Origin of the sequence: Rhodococcus sp. WB1, from assembly GCF_001700945.1 — a bacterium.
In the GTDB taxonomy this organism is placed as follows: domain Bacteria; phylum Actinomycetota; class Actinomycetes; order Mycobacteriales; family Mycobacteriaceae; genus Rhodococcus; species Rhodococcus aetherivorans.
Genome location: NZ_CP015529.1, coordinates 3,297,675 through 3,315,417, shown reverse-complemented (window position 1 = coordinate 3,315,417; position 17,743 = coordinate 3,297,675). Strand labels below are relative to the sequence as shown.

Sequence of the window (17,743 nt, the reverse complement as noted above, 5' to 3'; positions counted from 1 at the left end):
TGTCCCGACGCTACCGCCCGTCAGATACCGGCGAGCAGTTCCGGCACCGGGTCGGTGAGGATCGCCCCGATCTCGGCCAGCGCCCGCGCTGCCTGCTCGCCGTCGACGAGACGATGGTCGAACGACAGCGACAGCGTCGTCACCTGCCGGACGGCGAGTTCGCCGTCGACCACCCACGGTCGCGGGGTGACGGCACCGAGCGCGAGGATCGCCGTCTCCCCGGGATTGAGGATGGGGGTGCCGGTGTCGACGCCGAACACGCCGATGTTGGTGATCGAGACCGTGCCGCCGGTCAGGTCGGCCGGGGTGGCCCGGCCGGAGCGGGCGGTCTCCGCGGCGTGGGCGATGGCGCCGGCGAGGTCCGGCAGCGACATGCGGTCGGCGTCGCGGATCACCGGCACCATCAGGCCCGAGTCGGTGGCGGTCGCGATGCCCAGGTTGACGTAGTGGCGGGTGACGATCTCCTGGTGCTCCTCGTCCCAGGCCGCGTTGAGGACGGGCTGGTGCTCGAGCGTCCGCAGCAGCGCCTTGGCCACCACGGTGAGCAGCGTCGGGTGACGGCCCTCGAAGGCGGCCGCGCCGCGCAACCGGGCGACGAGGTCGACCGTGGCGGTGACGTCGCAGGTGAGGAACACGGTCACGTGCGGGGCGGTGAAGGCGCTGCGCGCCACCGCGGCGGCGGTACGTCTGCGGATCCCGTGGATCGGGGTCCGGGTCTCGCGATCCGATCCTGTTGCCGCCGTAGCGGATCCGCGTTCCTCCGCGGCGCGTCGGACGTCCGGGACGGTGATCGCCCCGCCCGTGCCGGTTCCCGTCACCTCGGTGAGATCCACGCCGAGGAGCCGGGCCTCGCGGCGCGCCGACGGTTTCGCGTCGGGGCGGTGCCGCTCCCCGGGCGGTGGGGGTGCCTGCGCCGGGGCCGGTGCCGCCGCTGCGGCGCGGGCCGCGCGCCGGCTCACCGGCGCGGCGCCCGGCCCGTAGCCGACGAGCACCTGCACGGGTGAGTCCCCGCCACCGGTCGGGGCCGGCGCGGTGCCCGCCGCGACCGGCACCGCGATGCGGATCAGTGGCGCCCCGACGGGCACGCCGGCGCCCGGCTCGGCGAGCAGTTCGGCGACCGTTCCCGCGTACGGGGAGGGCAGTTCCACCGTTGCCTTGGCGGTCTCGACCTCGGCGATCACCTGGTTGAGCTCGACCCGGTCGCCGACGGCGACGGACCACGACACCAGTTCCGCCTCGGTCAGGCCCTCCCCGAGGTCCGGCAGCCGGAAGACCTCGCTGTGTTCGGTCACCACGGTGCCGTGTTCGCTCATGCCCGGTTCCATGTCCGGCTCCTCACGCCGCGAGGCTGCGGTCGACGGCGTCGAGGATCCGGTCCGGGTCGGGCAGGTGGTAAGCCTCGAGTTTCGCCGGGGGATAGGGGATGTCGAAGCCGCCGACCCGCAGCACCGGCGCCTCGAGCTGGTAGAAGCAGCGCTCCGCGAGCTGGGCGGCGATCTCGGCGCCGATGCCGCAGAACAGCGGAGCCTCCTGCACCACGACGAGCCGTCCGGTGCGCCGGACCGACGCCTCGACGGTGTCGAAGTCGATGGGGGAGAGGGACCGGAGGTCGATCACCTCGACCGAGTGCCCCTCGGTGTCGGCGATCTGCGCGGCGTGCAGCGCGGTGGCCACCATCGACCCGAACGTCACGACGGTGACGTCCGTTCCGGGCCGGGCGACGCGGGCCTTGTCGAGCGGGAGGTCGGGCTCGGCGTCGAGGTCGACCTCGCCGCGGTCCCAGTACCGGCGTTTCGGCTCGAGGAAGATCACCGGGTCGTCGAGCGCGATGGCCTGCTGGATCATCGTGTAGGCGTCGGCCGGATGGCTCGGGCTGACGACCCGCAGTCCGGCGGTGTGCGTGAAGTACGCCTCGGGTGACTCCGAATGGTGCTCCACCGCACCGATCCCGCCGCCGTAGGGGATGCGGATGGTCAGGGGGGCGGTGACCCTCCCGGCGGTGCGGTAGTGGATCTTGGCGACCTGCGAGACGATCTGGTCGAACGCGGGGTAGACGAAGCCGTCGAACTGGATCTCGCACACCGGCCGGTAGCCGCGCAGGGCCATGCCGAAAGCCGTTCCCACGATCCCGGATTCGGCGAGGGGCGTGTCGATGACGCGGTTGTCGCCGAAGTCCTTCTGCAACGTGTCGGTGACCCGGAAGACCCCGCCGAGCCGGCCGACGTCCTCGCCCATGATCACCACCTTGCGGTCGTGTTCGAGGGCCCGGCGCAGCCCGGCGCCGAGGGCGGCCCCGAGGGCCAGCGTGGTGGTGGTCATGACAGCGCCTCCTCGTGGGTCGCGTTCTCGAAATCGGCGAGGTAGTCGCGGTAGCGGGTTCGTTCCTCGGCGATCATCGGATGGTCGGTGGCGTAGACGTGGTCGAACATGCTCAGCGGCTCGGGGTTCGGGGCACCGAGGGTGCCGGCGCGCAGCCGGGCCGCGGCCTCGTCGGCGGCGGCGCCGACCTCGTCGAAGAACTCGTCGCCGGCGTGTCCTTCCCGCCGGAGCAGCCGGTGGAGCCGGTCGATCGGGTCCCGGGCCTTCCACAGTTCGGTCTCGGCGGGGGTGCGGTAGCGGGTGGGGTCGTCGGAGGTGGTGTGCGGGCCCATCCGGTAGGTGATGGCCTCGACGAGCGACGGGCCGCTGCCCTCCCGCGCATGCCGGGTGGCCCGGCGGGTGACGGCGAGCACCGCGAGCGCGTCGTTGCCGTCGACCTGCACGGCCGGCATCCCGTAGCCGGCGGCGCGCTGCGCGATCGGGACGGGACTCTGCGACCGGACCGGGTGGCTGATCGCCCAGTGGTTGTTCTGGCAGAAGAAGACCACGCCGACGCCCCACGCGACGGCGAAGCCGAGGGCCTCGGCGATGTCGCCCTGGCTGGTCGCCCCGTCGCCGAAGTAGACGACGGTGGCGATCTCGGCGCCGTCGAAGTGGGCGCCCATCGCGTATCCGGTGGCGTGCAGGCCCTGGGAGCCGACGACGATGGCGGGATTGGTCATATTGACCGTGGCCGGATCCCAGCCGGAGTGGGCGCACCCGCGCCACAGCCGGGTCATGTCGGCGGGGTCGACGCCGCGGCACCAGGCCACCCCGTGCTCGCGGTAGCTGGTGAACACGTAGTCGTCGCGGTGGAGGGCGTGCGCGGAGCCGACCTGGGCGGCCTCCTGGCCGAGCAGGGGCGCCCACAGTCCGAGTTCGCCCTGCCGCTGCAGCGCGGTGGCCTCGGCGTCGAGGCGGCGGACGACGACCATGTCGCGGTAGAGGGCGCGGAGTTCGTCGGGTCCGACGTCGGCGACGAGCGCGGAGTACTCGGGGTTGTAGACCCGTCGTCCGTCGGGCTGGATCAGCTGGACCGGATAGGCAATCTTGTCGACCACCGTGCACCACCTCGCTATGGCGGGACCGGTCGCCCTCGTGAGGCGGGCCGGCGGACCTGTGTTGTACCTCACATGATCCACGCGGGGTGCAGGTGCGCAATCGGCCGATGCGCAATTGTGCAGGAAGCACGGTTTCTGGGTGCCCGCCGCTGTCATACTGCGAAATATGACCAGTCTCGATGCCACCGACGCCCGGCTGCTGCTCGAGCTTGCGCGGACCCCGCGGGCGACCGGGGTGGAGCTGTCCCAGCGTCTGGGGTTGTCCCGGAACACGGTGCAGGCGCGGCTCGCGCGATGGGATGCGGAGGGGGTCCTCGGGTCGTTCGAGCGGCGGGTGGATCCGCGGGCTCTCGGCTATCCGCTGGCGGCGTTCGTCGCCACCCGGGTCGATCAGCACCGGCTCGATGCGGTCGTCGCGGCCCTGGCACAGATCCCGGAGGTGACCGAGGTGTACGGCATGACGGGGCAGACGGACCTGTCGGTGAAGGTGGTCGCGCGCGACGCCGAGGATCTCTACCGGCTGGCCGGGCAGATCCTCGAGATCCCCGGCGTCGAGCGCACCAACATGGCGCTGGTGATGCGCGAACTGGTGGGTCCGCGCACGACGCCGCTGCTCGAGCGGCTGGCGCAGCGATGAGGCGTGCCTTCCGGGACCGGGTCCCGGAAGGCACCACCGCGGACTAGAGGATCTCGTAGATCGTGGCGTTGGCGGTGCCGCCGCCCTCGCACATCGTCTGCAGGCCGTAGCGGCCACCCGTGCGGCGCAGGTGATGGATCAACGTCGCGGCCAGGCGACCGCCCGAGGCGCCGAGGGGGTGGCCGAGCGCGATGGCACCGCCGAGGGGGTTCAGCTTCTCGAGCGGCGCGCCCGTCTCGCGTTGCCACGACAGCGGTACCGAGGCGAAGGCCTCGTTGACCTCGAACGCGTCGATGTCGTCGAGCGACAGTCCCGACCGCTTCAGCGCCAGGGCGGTGGCCGGGATGGGGCCGGTGAGCATCTTGACCGGATCGTCGCCGGTGACCACGGCGGTGTGCACGCGCGCGAGCGGGGTCAGGCCCAGCGCCTTCGCCTTCTCCGAGGTGGTGATCAGCAGCCCGGAGGCGCCGTCGGAGATCTGGGACGCGTTGCCGGCGGTGACCACTCCGTTCTCCCGGAACGGGGCCTTCAGGCCCGCGAGCTTCTCGACGGTGGAGCCGCGCCGGATGCCCTCGTCCGCGGCGATCACGGTGCCGTCCGCCAGGGTGTACGGCGCGATCTCGTCCGTGAACAACCCCTCGTCCTGCGCGCGGGCGGCCCGCTCGTGCGACCGGACGGAGTACTCGTCGAGCTCGGTGCGGGAGATGCCCCACTGCTCGGCGATGATCTCGGCGCCCACGCCCTGGTTGAAGCGGCCGTGGAAGCCGGGCGCGGTGAGCTCGTCGGCGTACCGCTCGCGGGCCGGACCGCCCATCTGCCCGGTGCCCTCGGGGGCGGAGGAACCCAGCGGGATCGCCGACATGATCTCGACGCCGCCGGCGACGACGAGATCGGCCTGGCCGGAGATCACCGCCGCGGCCGCCGTCGAGACGGCCTGCTGCGACGAGCCGCACTGCCGGTCGATGGTGAAGCCGGGTACCGATTCCGGCCAGCCCGCGCCGAGCACGGCCATGCGGCCGATGTTGCCCGACTGCATGCCGACGGATTGCACGGTGCCCCAGTGCACGTCGTCGACGAGCGCCGGGTCGATGCCGGTGCGTTCGGCGATGGTGCGCAGGACGTGGGCGGACAGCTCGACGGCGTGGACGCCGGACAGGCCGCCGCCCCGCTTGCCGATGGGGGTACGAACGGCTTCGACGATGACAGCATCGCGCATCTTGGGATCGCTCTCTCTCGGGGACGTGCGGATGCCCCGGAGTGTAATCCGGTAGATGAATACAATGCCAAGCGGATGCTTGGTGGTCGGGAGCTATTCCGCTGGGGGCGTCACCAGCTGGGCGACCGCCTTCTTGATCTCCTTGGGGATCGCCACGGGACGTCGCGTGCGGGCGTCGACGTACACGTGCACGAAACGCCCGGTCGCCGCCGGCTGCAGCCCGCCTTCGCCGTCCTCCCGGAAGATGGCCAGCGAATAGGTGACACTGCGGGTTCCCAGCCGCTCCACCGCCAGGCCGACGCGCAGCCGGTCCGGGAACGACAGCTCCGCCAGATACCGGCACGACGTCTCTGCGACCACGCCGATCGCGTCCAGCTCCCGGATGTCGACCCCGGTCGTGGCCATCAGCCATCCGTTGACCGCGGAGTCGAAGTACGAGTAGTAGGTGACGTTGTTGACGTGGCCGTAGTGGTCGTTGTCCGCCCACCGGGTCTGCATCGGCCAGAGGACCGGGAACCGGGCGGGAACGGGTGGGTCGGCGGCGGGCGTCGTCGGCTGGCGGTTCGTCACCGTGCTGACGATAGTCCCACGCGGACGGCAAGTCCGACCATCAACGCCCAGAATGCCGATCCGATACCGAACAGGGTCGATCCGGACGCCGCGACCAGGAACGTCACGACCGCTGCTTCGCGCTCCGGCGCGTCGCGCAGAGCCGAGGCCAGGGCCCCGCCGAGCGTCGCGAGCAGGGCCAATCCGGCCACCGCCTCGACCACCCCGTCCGGTGCCATCGCCACGACCGTCGCGAGCCCGGTCGAGCACAGGGCCAGCGCGAGATACGACCAGCCCGCAGACCACGCCGCCACCCACCGGCGTGCCGGATCCGGGTCCGCCTCGGGCGCCGCCGCCAGCGCCGCACTGATCGCCGCGAGGTTGATCGCGTGCCCACCGGCCGGCGCGCCCACGACGGTGCCGAGGCCCGTGACCGTCATCGCCGCCCGCCACGGCGTGGCGTAACCGAACGAGTCGAGCACTGCGGTGCCCGGGATGTTCTGCGACGCCATCGTCACGATGTACAGGGGCACGGCGATGCCGAGCAGCGCCTGCCACGTCCACGCCGGAGCCGTGAGATCGATCGAGGGCAGCAGATCCCGCGCCGCGGGCCGGGTTCCCGAGCGCGACAGGTGGATTGCCACGACCACCGCGGCCGTCGCGAACGCCCCCGGCACCGCCCAGCGCGGCCGCAGCCGCTGCAGCACGAGCCACGTCGCCACCACGGGCAGGATCGAGGCGGGCGAGGACATCACCCCCTCGACCGGGGCGAGGCAGAGCGGGACGAGCACCCCGGCGAGCATGGCCTGGGCCAGTGGCGTCGGGATCGCCGCGATCAGGGCGCCGAGCCGCGGCCACAGCCCCGTCAGGACGATCGCGGCGCCCACGACGACGAACGCGCCCACCGCGGCCGGCCATCCGCCCGCCACCACGCCGGTGCCGGCGAGCAGCGCGGCGCCGGGCGTGGACCACGCGAGGGTGATCGGTGTGCGGTACCGCCGCGCCAGCCACAGGATGCCGAGCCCCTGCGTCACACAGAGCGCCAGCAGACCGGACGCCGCCTCCGACGGCGACGCCCCGACCGCCCGCAGTCCCGTCAGCACCACCGCGAACGAACTGGTGAATCCGACGAGGGCCGTGACGATGCCCGCCCCGATCGGCTGGGTGAGCGGGGCGGGACGGGTGGGCGCGGGAGCATCTGACACGGGCGGCATTCTGCCGCAGTGGACCCGGGCGGCATTCTGCCGCAGTGGACCCGGGCGGCATTCTGCCGCAGTGGACCCGGGCGGCATTCTGCCGCAGTGGACGCCGCCGCACCTCCCGTGTCGCGCGGCGCCCACCGCGCGGGCGTGCCAGGATCGGAGCCATGGTTGCGAATCCCGTGCTGATGACCGTGCGCGAACTGGCCGATCTCGTCGAGGTGGGCAGGCCGCCGGTTCTGCTGGACGTGCGCTGGTCGCTCGACGACCCGAACGGCGAGGACCGCTACCACGAGGGTCACATCCCCGGAGCGGTGTACGTCGACCTCGAGACCGAGCTCGCCGATCCGGGCTCGCCCGAGCGAGGCCGTCACCCCCTGCCGGACGTGGTGCGGCTGCAGGACCACGCGCGACGGTGGGGGATCGACGACGGCGACACCGTCGCCGTCTACGACGACACCGGGGGCCTCGCCGCCGCCCGGGCCTGGTGGCTGCTGCGCTGGGCGGGCCTTCGGGACGTGCGCCTGCTCGACGGCGGGCTGTCGCTGTGGACGGCGGCGGGACATGGCCTCGCGGCCGGGCCGGGGGAGGCCGTGAAGCCGGGATCGGTGACCCTGCGCGGCGGCCGGATGTCCACCGTCGGCATCGACGAGGCGGCCGAGTTCCCTTCGCGGGGAACCCTGCTCGATGCGCGGGCCGCGGCGCGGTACCGGGGCGACGAGGAGCCCGTCGATCCGCGCGCCGGCCACATCCCCGGCGCGGTCAGCGCCCCCGCCACGGACAACCTCCGCGAGGACGGCACGTTCCGGACCGCCGAGGAACTCGCCGACCGCTTCGCGACCGTGTGCGGGGACGGTCCCGTCGCCGTCTACTGCGGATCCGGGGTGACCGCGACCCATCAGATTGCGGCGCTCGCCCTCGCCGGGATCGACGCAGCCCTGTTCCCGGGGTCGTGGTCGCAGTGGTGCCGGGACCCGGCCCGGGAGATCGCCACCGGGGCGTGAATGCCGGGGCTCAGGCCGCGGATCGGGAGAACTCCGACGCGCGGCGCACCTGCTCGGGCGTCGGAGTCACGCCGGTGTACAGCGCGAACTGCTGCGCCGCCTGCAGGGCGATGACCTCGGCGCCGGTGATCACGGGCAGTCCCCGCTCCTGGGCCGCGCGGATCAGCGGCGTCTGCGGGGGCATCGCCACCACGTCGAACACCGTCGTCGCCGCGCCCACCGTGGCTTCGGGGAACGGCAGCTGCCCGGATTCCGGCCCGCCCGCCATCCCGATCGGCGTGGCGTTGACGAGCAGGCCCGGAGCGAGCTCGCCGAGCTCGGGCCGCCAGTCGAACCCGTACTGCTGCGCGAGCGGGCGACCGGTCTTCTCGTTGCGGGCGATCACCGACACGTTCGCGAACCCGCTGTCGCGCAGGGCCGCCACAACCGCCTTTGCCATCCCGCCGCTGCCGGCGACGGCGGCCGGCAACGCGGGGTCGACCTCGTGCTCGCGCAGCAGATCCACCACCGCCTGGTAGTCGGTGTTGTAGGCGTGCAGCACCCCGTTCTCGTTGACGACGGTGTTCACCGACTCGATGGCCCGCGCCGAGTCGTGCAGCTCGTCGATCAGGGGAATGACCGCTTCCTTGAACGGCATCGACACCCCGCACCCGCGGATGCCGAGGCCGCGGATCCCGGCCACCGCCGCCGGCAGGTCGGTCGTCGTGAACGCCTTGTACACGAAGTCCAGGCCGAGTTCGTCGTAGAGGTAGTTGTGGAAGCGGGTGCCGATGTTGCTCGGGCGGCCCGACAGCGAGATGCACAGGCGGGTGTCCTTGGTGATGCGCGAAACCATGAGTGCCACGCTAGTTCCCTGCGCCCGGATGCGGGGCACGGCGCCGGAGGGCGGCAGCCGCGCGACCACCGGGCGTCCGCGCGGGCAATTCGTGGATGGGTCCGACCGACGAGCGGGCGATCGCCGCGACGACGGGCTCGGCACGCGGAGATCGTCGACGCCAGCGCCCGCCGGTCGGCCACCGTGATCGGCAGCCCGTAGCGCACCGCCACCGACAGGTACTTGCCCGCGAACCAGCAGCGATACGCCGCCGCCGGCGGCAGCCACTCGGCCGGGGTGTGATCGCGCTTGTCCTCGTTCGCCGGGCCGTCCACCGCGATCAGGTTGTAGGCGACGTCGTTGGCGAACTGCCGGCGCCGTTCGGCCGGCCAGGCCGCCGCCCCGAGGTCCCACGCCGCCGCCAGGGGGTAGATGTGGTCGATCTGGACGGCCCGGCCCTCGGCGCGACGGAATTCGAGCCGCGCCCCGGTGTACGGGTCGGTCAGCGTGCCCGACAGGACGACACAGTCGCCGGTGCCGGGCCGGAACGCCACGTCGCGCAGATCGCGGGCGAGCACGTTGTTGCGGGTGTCGCACCCGTCGCGGCCGCCTGGTCCCGGATGGTCGTCGGACCACGCCTCCCCGAACACGCACCCCTCGCCCGGTCCGCACCCCCGCTCGTACCCCGGCACCTGCGGCCGGTGCGGCACCACCGCCGCCCGCGCCAGCAACTGTTCGAGCTCGCCGCGGCCGGGGCTGCCCGGTGCCGGTGGTGCGTTCGACTCGATCCGGTCCCAACCCCACGACACGGCGATCGCGACCGCCACCACCAGCCCCCAGAACGCTGCGCCCCCTCGCACGCGGACATTCTCACCGACCGCACCGACAGCGGCGGCGCCGGTGCCCGCTCAGCCGTCGGTCGTCAGCGGAAACCGCGTCGCGTGGATGGACTCGATGGTGCGGCCGTCGTGCCCGACGATCCACGACCCCCCGTGCTGCCTGCACTCGGCGATCCGGTCGAACACGGTCAGCAGGAAGAACACCGCCTGCTCCGCGGTGGCGGTGGCGGCGAGCCGGTGGGACTCACCGTGTTTCGTCCCGTCGAGCCACACGCCGCACTGGCCGTCGAGCCGCATCGTGGTGATGTGCTCGGAGTCGACGAACGCGTACTTGACCTGCTCCCAAGGGGTGTGGGCGCTGTAGGCCTGTTCGAGGACCTGGATCATGATCGACATCGCAGTCTCCTGGTGGGTGCACCTGCAGCCCAGTGTCCTCCGGGGAGCGAGCCCGATCCAGGGCCGATCGTCACCGGCGCTCGGCGCACGCTCGGCACGACCGTCCCGCGCGGGCCCACCCGCCACGACGGCGGGCGTGCGCCCCAGCCCGTCACGACGGTGTCGGTCGCGGCTGGCACCATGGTGGGCATGCTGCACGGGCTGTGGTCACCGGGAGCGGGCCTGATGCTGTGGCGCGACGGCGACGACCCGCCCGACGACACACCCGCTGTACTGCGACGATGGATCGACCGGCCGTTCCGGCACCGCGTCGAGCTGCGTCTGCCCGGCGACGACGCTCCGCGGCGGATCCCCGCGGTGGCGGTCGCGCCGCCCGACGCCGCGGAGCTGCTGCTGGCGCTGCCGCGGCACGCCGAGGGGGTGGCCGGGGACCTGCGCTACCTCGCCCACGTCGCCCGCGGCATCGAGCGCTGGGCGCAGGCCGGGCGGGTGGCCCCGGAACTGCACCGCGCCGACGGGCAGTGGTGGGCCCGGTGGCGCCTGCTCGGCGGCGACCGGATCCGGGCCTGGACGGCCGAGCTGTCCGCCGCGATGCCGCCGGTGCAGCGGCAGGCCGGCCGGCCCGCGGCGCTCCTCGACGACCTCGCCACCGAGCTCACCGATCCGATCACCCGGGCGTTGATCGGCAACGTGGGTACCTCGCTGCATCCGCTGATCGCCGCCCTGGCCGAGGGGCAGCCGCACCACAGCGGCTCCCAGCGCATGGCCGAGGCGCTGGACGAATGGCGGGCCTCGCTCGCCGGAAACGAGCCCGACCTGGTGCTGCGGCTCGTCGAACCGGACGACGAGGAGGACGGCATCGGCGCCGACACGCTGTGGCGGCTCGAGGTGTGCCTGCGGTCGGAGGGGCAGGCGCCGGTGCCGGTGCCGGTGGACGGCTCCGACGCGCAGCTGCTGCAGATCGGGATCCGCAAGCTCGGCGCCGCCCTGAAGGCGTATCCGCGGCTGCAGGACGTGCCGCGCGACCCGGACAGCCTGGACCTGCTGCTGCCGACGGGGGTCGTGACCGACCTCGTGGAGCACGGTGGCCGTGCGCTGGGTGAGGCCGGCGTCGCGTTGCTGCTGCCGCGCGCGTGGGCGCGGCTCGAGCCGTCGCTGCGGCTGCAGGTGTCCTCGCCGGTCGCACCCGTCGCCGCCGAGGACGACACCGTCGGCATGAACGCGCTCGTCTCGTTCGAGTGGCAGCTTGCCGTGGGCGACATGCTGCTCACCCCCGCCGAGATGGAACGGCTGATCGCGGCCAACAGCGACCTGGTCAAGCTGCGCGGCAAGTGGGTGCAGGCCGATCCGATCGCGCTCGCGCGGGCCGCCCGCTACGTCGCCGGCCAGGGCGCGACGGACGCGACGCTGGCGACGTTGTTCGGCCGGTTCACCGGCGACGAGCCGCCCCCGGTGGAGGTCACCGACGTCGCCGCTACCGGCTGGGTGGCGACCCTGCTCGACGGGCAGGTCCGGCCCGAACCGGTGCCGCCCCCACCCGGCCTGCACGCGACCTTGCGTCCGTACCAGCAGCGCGGCCTGGAGTGGCTGGCGTTCATGAGCGGCCTCGGGCTGGGCGCGGTGCTGGCCGACGACATGGGCCTCGGCAAGACCGTGCAGGTGCTCGCGCTGCTCGCCCACGAACGGGCGGGCGGCGACGACGTGCCCCCGACGTTGCTGGTGTGCCCGATGTCGGTGGTGGGCAACTGGCAGCGCGAGGCCCAGCGGTTCGTCCCGGGCCTGCGCGTGCACGTCCACCACGGCCCGGCGCGGTTGCGCGACGCCGCGCTGGCCGCGGCGGTCGCCGACAGCGACCTGGTGATCACGACGTACGCGCTCGTCGCGCGTGACGTGGCGCCGTTGAGGTCGCTGCGCTGGGGCCGGGTGGTGCTCGACGAGGCCCAGCACGTGAAGAACGCCGCGACCGCGCAGTCCCGCGCGACGCGGGCGATCCCCGCGCGGCACCGCGTCGCGCTCACCGGCACCCCCGTGGAGAACCGGCTCGAGGAACTGCGATCGATCCTCGACTTCGCCAATCCCCGCCTGCTGGGTTCGCCGTCGACGTTCCGGGCCCGGTTCGCCGTCCCGATCGAGCGGGAGCGCGACGCGGCCGCCGCCGCGCGGCTGCGGGCGTTGACGTCGCCGTTCGTGCTTCGCCGCGTCAAGACCGATCCGTCGGTGATCTCGGACCTGCCGGAGAAGTTCGAGCAGACGGTGCGGGCCAACCTGACCGCCGAGCAGGCGGCGCTGTACCGGGCGGTGGTCGACGAGATGATGCGGCAGATCCGGGACAAGGAGGGCATGGCCCGCAAGGGCGCGGTGCTCGCCGCGCTGACCCGGCTCAAGCAGGTGTGCAATCACCCCGCGCACTACCTGGGCGACGGCTCCGGGGTGCTGCGCCGGGGCCGGCACCGTTCGGGCAAGCTCGGGCTGGTGGAGGACATCGTCGAGTCGATCCTCGCCGACGGCGAGAAGGCGCTGCTGTTCACCCAGTTCCGGGAATTCGGTGAGCTGATCGCCCCGTATCTCGCCGAGCGGTTCGACACCACGGTGCCGTTTCTGCACGGCGGGGTGTCCAAGGGCCGGCGCGACGCGATGGTCGCCGCGTTCCAGGGCGACGGCGGCCCGCCGATGATGCTGCTCTCGCTCAAGGCCGGCGGCACGGGCCTGAACCTGACGGCCGCGAATCACGTGGTGCACCTGGATCGTTGGTGGAATCCGGCGGTGGAGAACCAGGCCACCGACCGGGCGTTCCGCATCGGCCAGCGCCGCGACGTGCAGGTCCGCAAGCTCGTGTGCGTCGGCACGCTGGAGGAACGGATCGACGAAATGATCGCGGGGAAACAGGAATTGGCGGAGCTTGCGGTGGGAGCGGGCGAGAACTGGATCACCGAGCTGTCCACCGAGCAGCTGCACTCGCTGCTGTCCCTGGGCGACGAGGCGGTGGGCGAGTGAGCCCGGCCGGCGGGTTCGACCGTTACGGCAAGCGCCGGCGGGTCGTCGGCGGCATCGAGGCGCGGACGAAGCGCGGGTCGATCGGACGCACCTGGTGGTCGAAGGAGCTGGTCTCGGCGATGGAGCAGGTCGCCGACAAGGGCCGGCTGGCGCGGGGCCGGACCTACGCCCGGTCGGGACAGGTGGTCTCGATGCGGCTCGAGCCCGGCGTGGCGGTGGGGGAGGTGCAGGGCAGTCAGCTGCGCCCGTTCACCTCGACGGTCTCGATCCGCACGCTCGACGAGGAGGCGGTCACGGAGCTGATCGACCGGGTGCGGTCGGCTCCGGGCATGCTGGTCCGGCTCGCGGGCGGTGCGCTGCCGGAGGAACTGGGTCCGCTGCTGCTGCCGCGGCGCGCCGGTGAACTGGACTTCGACTGCACGTGCCCCGACGACGGGTGGCCGTGCAAACACGCGGCGGCAGTCGGGTACCTGCTGGCCGAGCACGTCGACGAGCAGCCGCTGGCGGTGCTCACCCTGCGCGGGGTCGACCTGAACGCATTGATCGGCGGGGTGGACGCCGCCGAGACCGACGACGAGGACTTCTACGGGGACGCGATCCGGTTGCCGGATCTGCCGGCCGAGCCGTACCGGCCCGCGCTGGACGATCTCGATCCGATGCTGTTGCGGCGGGTCCTGCGGGCCGGCGGCACCGACGAGTCGGTGGTCATCCGCGGTGCCGCCGACCTGGAAGAGATGTACCGGCGGCTGCGATAGGCCGCTCCGCGGCCGGTGCGTCCTTTGGGCGGCTGGAGCGACCCAAAGGACGCACCGGCGGCGCAGCCGCCTATGGACATACATGGACTTCCAACTATAGGATGAGCACACATTGCCGGGGGTGTCGTCCGCTGCCCCCGATCATCCCACCGAAACACGAGAATTCGACCAGTTAGGACGGATCCGGACATGAGCGTTCGAGAACTCACCCACTTCGTCGGGGGCAAGCACATCCCCGGTGCCTCCGACCGGTTCGCCGACGTCTTCGACCCCAACACCGGCGAGGTGCAGGCCCGGGTTCCGCTCGCCGACGTCGCCGAGGCAGAGGCCGCCATCGCGAACGCCGTCGAGGCTCAGAAGGAATGGGCCGCGTTCAACCCGCAGAAGCGCGCCCGCGTGCTGATGAAGTTCCTGCAGCTCGTGCAGGACGACATGGACAACCTCGCGCGGCTGCTGTCCTCCGAGCACGGCAAGACCGTCGCCGACGCCAAGGGCGACATCCAGCGCGGCCTCGAGGTGATCGAGTTCGCCACCGGCATCCCGCACCTGCTCAAGGGCGAGTTCACCGACTCCGCCGGCACCGGCATCGACGTCTACTCGATGCGCCAGCCGCTCGGCGTCGTCGCCGGCATCACCCCGTTCAACTTCCCCGCGATGATCCCGCTGTGGAAGGCCGGACCGGCCATCGCGTGCGGAAACGCGTTCGTGCTCAAGCCTTCCGAGCGCGACCCGTCGGTGCCGCTGCGCCTGGCGGAGCTGTTCATCGAGGCCGGGCTGCCCGCCGGCGTGTTCAACGTCGTCAACGGCGACAAGACCGTCGTCGACGTGCTGCTGACCGACGAGCGCGTCAAGGCCGTCGGCTTCGTCGGCTCCACGCCGATCGCCCAGTACATCTACGAGACCGCCGCCGCCCACGGCAAGCGCGCCCAGTGCTTCGGCGGCGCCAAGAACCACGCGATCGTCATGCCCGACGCCGACATGGACCAGGTGGCCGACGCCCTCGTCGGCGCCGGCTACGGCTCCGCCGGTGAGCGCTGCATGGCCATCTCCGTCGCGGTGCCCGTCGGCGAGGAGGCCGCCGAGGCTCTCGTCGCCAAGCTGAAGGAACGCGTCGCCGAGCTGAAGGTCGGCCGCAGCGACGACCCGAACGCCGACTTCGGCCCGCTCGTCACCGCCGAGGCTCGCCAGCGGGTGCACGACTACATCCAGTCCGGCATCGACGAGGGCGCAGAGCTCGTCGTCGACGGGCGCGACTTCGTGCTCGAGGGCCACGAGAACGGCTTCTTCTCCGGCGCCACCCTGTTCGACAACGTCACCGCGGAGATGAAGATCTACCGCGAGGAGATCTTCGGTCCCGTCGTGATCGTCGTCCGCGCGCACGACTACGAGGAGGCCCTGCGGCTGCCCTCGGAGCACGAGTACGGCAACGGCGTGGCCATCTTCACCCGCGACGGCGACACCGCCCGCGACTTCACCAACCGCGTCAACGTCGGCATGGTCGGCGTGAACGTGCCGATCCCGGTGCCGATCGCGTACCACACCTTCGGCGGCTGGAAGCGGTCCGGCTTCGGCGATCTCAACCAGCACGGCCCGGACTCGATCCGCTTCTACACCAAGACCAAGACCGTCACGCAGCGCTGGTTCTCCGGCCTGAAGGAGAACGCCGACCACTTCGTCATCCCGACGATGGACTAGGACGAGATACCGATGTTCACCCTCACCGACGACGACCGGGCGATCCGCGACACCGCCCGCGACTTCGCCGCCGAGTTCCTCGCCCCGAACGCGGTCGAATGGGACCAGACCAAGCACTTCCCGGTCGACGTCCTGCGCAAGGCCGCGGCCCTCGGGATGGGCGGCATCTACGTCCGCGAGGACGTCGGCGGGTCGGGCCTGCGTCGCCTCGACTCCGTCCGGATCTTCGAGGAACTCGCCAAGGGCTGCCCGTCCATCGCCGCCTACATCTCCATCCACAACATGGTCACGTGGATGATCGACCGGTTCGGCAACGACGAGCAGCGCCGCCGTTGGGTCCCCGGGCTCTGCTCGATGGACCAGCTCGCGAGTTACTGTCTGACCGAGCCCGGCGCCGGCTCCGACGCGGCGGCCCTGAGCACCAGGGCCGTCCGCGACGGCGACGAGTACGTCCTCACCGGCGCCAAGCAGTTCATCTCCGGCGCCGGCACGTCGGACGTGTACGTGGTGATGGCCCGCACCGGCGAGCCCGGCCCGCGCGGCATCTCCGCGATCATCGTCCCGAAGGACACCCCCGGGCTGTCCTTCGGCGCCAACGAGAAGAAGATGGGCTGGAACGCCCAGCCCACCCGGCAGGTGATCTTCGACGGTGCCCGGGTGCCCGCCGAGAACCTGCTCGGCGAGGAGGGCAGCGGTTTCCGCATCGCCATGCACGGGCTCAACGGAGGCCGGCTCAACATCGCCGCGTGCTCGGTCGGCGGCGCTCAGGCCGCGCTCGACAAGACCGTCGGCTACCTCGCCGAACGCAAGGCGTTCGGCGAGCGGCTGCTCGACTCGCAGGCCCTGCAGTTCCGGCTCGCCGACATGCGCACCGGCATCGAGGCCTCCCGCACCCTGCTGTGGCGCGCGGCCGACGCGCTGGACCGGAATGCCGACGACGTGGTCGAGCTGTGCGCCATGGCGAAGCGATTCGCCACCGATGCCTGCTTCGACGCCGCCAACGACGCGCTGCAACTGCACGGCGGCTACGGCTATCTTGCCGAGTACGGGCTCGAGAAGATCGTGCGGGATCTGCGGGTGCATCAGATCCTCGAAGGAACCAACGAGATCATGCGGGTGGTCGTCGCGCGCAGCGTGGTGGCCGCGGCGCAGAACGGAGCAAAATGACCGAGACGGAAGACGTCCTCGTCCGGGTCTCCGGCGGCATCGGCCGGATCACCCTGAACCGGCCCAAGGCCATCAACGCCCTGAACTACGACATGGTGAAGGTGACGGCCGCCGCGCTCGGCGAGTGGGCCGGGGACGACTCGGTCCGTGCGGTCGTCGTGGACGGGGCGGGGGAGCGCGGCCTGTGCGCCGGCGGTGACATCGTCTCGATCTACCACGACGCCCGCGACGGGGGCACCGGCTCGCAGGACTTCTGGCGCGACGAGTACATCCTCAACTCCGCCATCGGCCGCTACCCGAAGCCGTACGTGGCGCTCATGGACGGCATCGTCATGGGCGGCGGCGTCGGGATCGCCGCCCACGGCAACGTCCGCGTCGTCACCGAACGCTCCACGATCGCGATGCCCGAGGTGGGCATCGGCTTCGTCCCCGACGTGGGCGGCACCTGGCTGCTCTCGCGCGCACCGGGCGAGCTCGGCACCCACCTCGCCCTGACCACCGGCCGGATGACGGCCGGCGACGCCATCGCCCTCGGTTTCGCCGACCACTTCGTGCCGTCCGAGGCGCTCGACAAGTTCGTCGCCGCCCTCGAATCCGGCACGGTCGACGAGGCGCTCGCCGAATTCGCCCAACCGGCCCCGGAGTCGCCGCTGCTCGCGCAGCGCTCCTGGATCGACGCCGCCTACTCGGCGCCGACCGTCGAGGAGATCGTCGCCCGCCTGCAGACCGCCGAGGAGCCCGAGGCCCGCGCGGCCGCCGAGCAGATCCTCGGCAAGTCGCCCGTCGCGCTGAAGGTGACCCTGCGATCGGTGCGCCACGCCCGCGAACTCGGCAGCCTCGAAGAGGTGCTGAACGAGGAGTACCGGGTGTCCCTGGCGTCGTTGCGCTCGCACGACCTCGTCGAGGGCATCCGCGCGCAGGTGGTCGACAAGGACCGCAACCCGGCGTGGTCGCCGGCGACCCTCGCCGACGTCACCGACGCGGACGTCGACGCGTACTTCCAGCCACTCGGCGAGCTCGAACTCGGGCTCGTCGCACCCGAGAAGGAAACCGCCTGAC

Annotated in this window: 15 protein-coding genes and 1 pseudogene; 7 read left to right on the top strand and 9 right to left on the bottom strand. The window is 72.1% G+C overall.

Going from position 1 to position 17,743, the window contains the following annotated elements:
• Nucleotides 1-20: 20 nt before the first annotated feature.
• The 3 genes from A4U64_RS14675 to pdhA are packed head-to-tail and all read right to left on the bottom strand — an operon-like array spanning nt 21 to nt 3,419.
• Nucleotides 21-1,325 (bottom strand): dihydrolipoamide acetyltransferase family protein, encoded by a 1,305-nt coding sequence (locus tag A4U64_RS14675; RefSeq protein WP_029542885.1) that lies wholly within the window; start codon nt 1,323-1,325, stop codon nt 21-23.
• A gap of 10 nt (nt 1,326-1,335) precedes the next feature.
• A complete protein-coding gene (locus tag A4U64_RS14670) occupies nt 1,336-2,319 on the bottom strand; it encodes an alpha-ketoacid dehydrogenase subunit beta (RefSeq protein ID WP_006940154.1) in 984 nt (327 codons plus the stop codon).
• Nucleotides 2,316-3,419, bottom strand: a complete 1,104-nt coding sequence (gene pdhA / locus A4U64_RS14665) for a pyruvate dehydrogenase (acetyl-transferring) E1 component subunit alpha (RefSeq protein ID WP_065922717.1) — start codon at nt 3,417-3,419, stop codon at nt 2,316-2,318. The genes A4U64_RS14670 and pdhA overlap by 4 nt, the downstream gene beginning before the upstream one ends.
• A gap of 166 nt (nt 3,420-3,585) precedes the next feature.
• On the opposite strand from pdhA, the gene A4U64_RS14660 reads away from it, so the two are divergent.
• Nucleotides 3,586-4,056: an Lrp/AsnC family transcriptional regulator gene (locus A4U64_RS14660; RefSeq protein ID WP_065922716.1), complete on the top strand. Its 471-nt coding sequence runs from the start codon at nt 3,586-3,588 to the stop codon at nt 4,054-4,056.
• A gap of 43 nt (nt 4,057-4,099) precedes the next feature.
• Here the strand turns inward: A4U64_RS14660 and A4U64_RS14655 are convergent, their stop codons facing one another.
• From A4U64_RS14655 to A4U64_RS14645, 3 genes are all read right to left on the bottom strand, one after another.
• Nucleotides 4,100-5,272, bottom strand: a complete 1,173-nt coding sequence (locus A4U64_RS14655) for a thiolase family protein (protein ID WP_029542887.1) — start codon at nt 5,270-5,272, stop codon at nt 4,100-4,102.
• A 93-nt stretch (nt 5,273-5,365) separates the two neighbouring features.
• Nucleotides 5,366-5,842, bottom strand: coding sequence for an acyl-CoA thioesterase (locus A4U64_RS14650; protein ID WP_006940160.1), 477 nt, complete (start codon nt 5,840-5,842; stop codon nt 5,366-5,368).
• A complete protein-coding gene (locus A4U64_RS14645) occupies nt 5,839-7,035 on the bottom strand; it encodes a benzoate/H(+) symporter BenE family transporter (protein WP_006940162.1) in 1,197 nt (398 codons plus the stop codon). The genes A4U64_RS14650 and A4U64_RS14645 overlap by 4 nt, the downstream gene beginning before the upstream one ends.
• Nucleotides 7,036-7,187: 152 nt before the next feature.
• Between A4U64_RS14645 and A4U64_RS14640 the strand changes: the two genes are divergently transcribed.
• Complete coding sequence (locus tag A4U64_RS14640) at nt 7,188-8,024, top strand: sulfurtransferase (RefSeq protein WP_029542891.1); 837 nt, start codon at nt 7,188-7,190, stop codon at nt 8,022-8,024.
• A 10-nt stretch (nt 8,025-8,034) separates the two neighbouring features.
• Here A4U64_RS14640 and A4U64_RS14635 read toward each other — a convergent pair whose 3' ends face one another.
• From A4U64_RS14635 to A4U64_RS14630, 3 genes and pseudogenes are all read right to left on the bottom strand, one after another.
• A complete protein-coding gene (locus tag A4U64_RS14635; protein WP_029542894.1) occupies nt 8,035-8,859 on the bottom strand; it encodes a shikimate 5-dehydrogenase in 825 nt (274 codons plus the stop codon).
• 140 nt (nt 8,860-8,999) lie between these two features.
• Nucleotides 9,000-9,665: pseudogene (locus A4U64_RS27760) on the bottom strand (HNH endonuclease family protein); the annotation flags it as partial.
• Nucleotides 9,666-9,746: 81 nt separating this feature from the next.
• Complete coding sequence (locus A4U64_RS14630) at nt 9,747-10,073, bottom strand: hypothetical protein (RefSeq protein WP_006940172.1); 327 nt, start codon at nt 10,071-10,073, stop codon at nt 9,747-9,749.
• A 189-nt stretch (nt 10,074-10,262) separates the two neighbouring features.
• Between A4U64_RS14630 and A4U64_RS14625 the strand changes: the two genes are divergently transcribed.
• The 5 genes from A4U64_RS14625 (at nt 10,263) to A4U64_RS14605 (ending at nt 17,742) form a co-directional block, all read left to right on the top strand.
• Nucleotides 10,263-13,067: a DEAD/DEAH box helicase gene (locus tag A4U64_RS14625; RefSeq protein WP_198163299.1), complete on the top strand. Its 2,805-nt coding sequence runs from the start codon at nt 10,263-10,265 to the stop codon at nt 13,065-13,067.
• Nucleotides 13,064-13,822 (top strand): SWIM zinc finger family protein, encoded by a 759-nt coding sequence (locus A4U64_RS14620; protein ID WP_006940174.1) that lies wholly within the window; start codon nt 13,064-13,066, stop codon nt 13,820-13,822. The genes A4U64_RS14625 and A4U64_RS14620 overlap by 4 nt, the downstream gene beginning before the upstream one ends.
• Nucleotides 13,823-14,011: 189 nt before the next feature.
• A complete protein-coding gene (locus tag A4U64_RS14615; protein ID WP_006940176.1) occupies nt 14,012-15,517 on the top strand; it encodes a CoA-acylating methylmalonate-semialdehyde dehydrogenase in 1,506 nt (501 codons plus the stop codon).
• 12 nt (nt 15,518-15,529) lie between these two features.
• Nucleotides 15,530-16,684 carry an isobutyryl-CoA dehydrogenase gene (locus A4U64_RS14610; protein ID WP_029542900.1) on the top strand — a complete coding sequence of 385 codons (1,155 nt, stop codon included), beginning with the start codon at nt 15,530-15,532 and terminating at the stop codon, nt 16,682-16,684.
• Complete coding sequence (locus A4U64_RS14605; RefSeq protein ID WP_065922714.1) at nt 16,681-17,742, top strand: enoyl-CoA hydratase/isomerase family protein; 1,062 nt, start codon at nt 16,681-16,683, stop codon at nt 17,740-17,742. Before A4U64_RS14610 ends, A4U64_RS14605 begins: the two co-directional genes overlap by 4 nt.
• The last annotated feature ends 1 nt before the right edge of the window (nt 17,743 follow it).

Coding starts and splice junctions, on each gene's coding strand:
- A4U64_RS14675 (WP_029542885.1), bottom strand. CDS start 1,325: ATGGAACCGGGCATGAGCGAACACGGCACCGTGGTGACCGAACACAGC.
- A4U64_RS14670 (WP_006940154.1), bottom strand. CDS start 2,319: ATGACCACCACCACGCTGGCCCTCGGGGCCGCCCTCGGCGCCGGGCTG.
- A4U64_RS14660 (WP_065922716.1), top strand. CDS start 3,586: ATGACCAGTCTCGATGCCACCGACGCCCGGCTGCTGCTCGAGCTTGCG.
- A4U64_RS14655 (WP_029542887.1), bottom strand. CDS start 5,272: ATGCGCGATGCTGTCATCGTCGAAGCCGTTCGTACCCCCATCGGCAAG.
- A4U64_RS14645 (WP_006940162.1), bottom strand. CDS start 7,035: ATGCCGCCCGTGTCAGATGCTCCCGCGCCCACCCGTCCCGCCCCGCTC.
- A4U64_RS14640 (WP_029542891.1), top strand. CDS start 7,188: ATGGTTGCGAATCCCGTGCTGATGACCGTGCGCGAACTGGCCGATCTC.
- A4U64_RS14635 (WP_029542894.1), bottom strand. CDS start 8,859: ATGGTTTCGCGCATCACCAAGGACACCCGCCTGTGCATCTCGCTGTCG.
- A4U64_RS14630 (WP_006940172.1), bottom strand. CDS start 10,073: ATGTCGATCATGATCCAGGTCCTCGAACAGGCCTACAGCGCCCACACC.
- A4U64_RS14625 (WP_198163299.1), top strand. CDS start 10,263: ATGCTGCACGGGCTGTGGTCACCGGGAGCGGGCCTGATGCTGTGGCGC.
- A4U64_RS14615 (WP_006940176.1), top strand. CDS start 14,012: ATGAGCGTTCGAGAACTCACCCACTTCGTCGGGGGCAAGCACATCCCC.
- A4U64_RS14610 (WP_029542900.1), top strand. CDS start 15,530: ATGTTCACCCTCACCGACGACGACCGGGCGATCCGCGACACCGCCCGC.
- A4U64_RS14605 (WP_065922714.1), top strand. CDS start 16,681: ATGACCGAGACGGAAGACGTCCTCGTCCGGGTCTCCGGCGGCATCGGC.